Annotated in this window: 1 protein-coding gene; it reads right to left on the bottom strand. The window is 67.7% G+C overall.

Translation table 11 applies throughout. The features are described 5' to 3' along the window. Positions 1–1,097: transglycosylase domain-containing protein (locus GC722_RS17400; protein ID WP_197430288.1), on the bottom strand; the 1,097-nt coding region annotated here is incomplete at both ends.

The raw sequence follows: 1,097 nt of genomic DNA, 5'->3' as shown, positions 1-1,097 counted from the left end.
AGGTGGCGTAGGCCTCGGCCATGGAGAGGGGGGTGACGTCGACCGAGCCGAGGGGGAGGGAGAAGATCGCGGACTGGCTGGTCATCTTCTCCCCGTTGGAGAGCTGGACGCCGAGCTTGTCCATCATCTTGGTGACGTTGCACAGGCCGGTGTCGCGGCCGAGCTGGAGGAAGTAGGTGTTGATGGACCAGTCCATGGCGTAGTCCATGGCGATGTTCGACCCTGAGCGGGTGGAGTTGACGGGTCGGTAGCCCTGGGGGACCTTGACCGGGCCCTGGCAGGAGTCGAACTGGGTGTCGGAGAAGTCCATCGGGGAGGGGGAGTTGTACCGCTTGGTCATGGGGATGCCGGCCTCGAGGGCGGCGGCGGCGGTGTAGGCCTTGAAGGTGGACCCGGCCTGGAACCCCTCGGCACCGCCGAGGGACTGCGGGACGGCGTAGTTGTAGTAGGTCTGGCCGGGGTCGGTGCCCATCTCGGGGCGGGACTGGGCCATGGCCATGATGAGCCCGGTGCCGGGTTCGACCATGGTCATGGTGGAGATGACGGGGTCTTGGGAGTCGATGAGGTCGGCGATGGCCTTCTCCGCGATCCGCTGGGTGTCCTTGTCGATCTTGGTCTTGATGGTGAGCCCGCCGCGCAGCAGCATCGCCTCGCGTTCCTCGCTGGTCTTGCCGAGGGCCTCGTTGGTGAGCAGGGTGCGGCGGACGTAGTCGCACAGGAACGGGAACTCGGTGCCGACGCAGCCGTTGGGGGCGGACTCGACCCCGTCGGGGTCCCAGGTGGTCTTGGTGGCCTTGGCGGCGTCGTCGGCGGTGATCAGCCCGAGCTGCTGCATGCGGTGGATGACCACGTCGCGGCGTTCGACCGCGGCGTCGGGGAAGCGGGTGGGGTCGGTGGCGGTGGGGTTCTGCACCAGCCCGGCGAGCATGGCGGCCTGGGCCAGGGTGAGCTTCTTGGCCGAGGTGTCGAAGTAGTGGCGGGCGGCCTGCTCCACCCCGTAGGCGCCGTCGCCGAAGTAGGCGATGTTGAGGTAGCGCTCCAGGATCTCGTCCTTGGTCAGCCGCTTCTCCAGCGCGATGGCGTAGCGCATCTCCTGG

The organism is Auraticoccus cholistanensis (assembly GCF_009742705.1).
GTDB lineage: Bacteria > Actinomycetota > Actinomycetes > Propionibacteriales > Propionibacteriaceae > Auraticoccus > Auraticoccus cholistanensis.
Note: the sequence above shows the minus strand (reverse complement) of the source record. Positions and strands in the feature narration are given on the sequence as shown.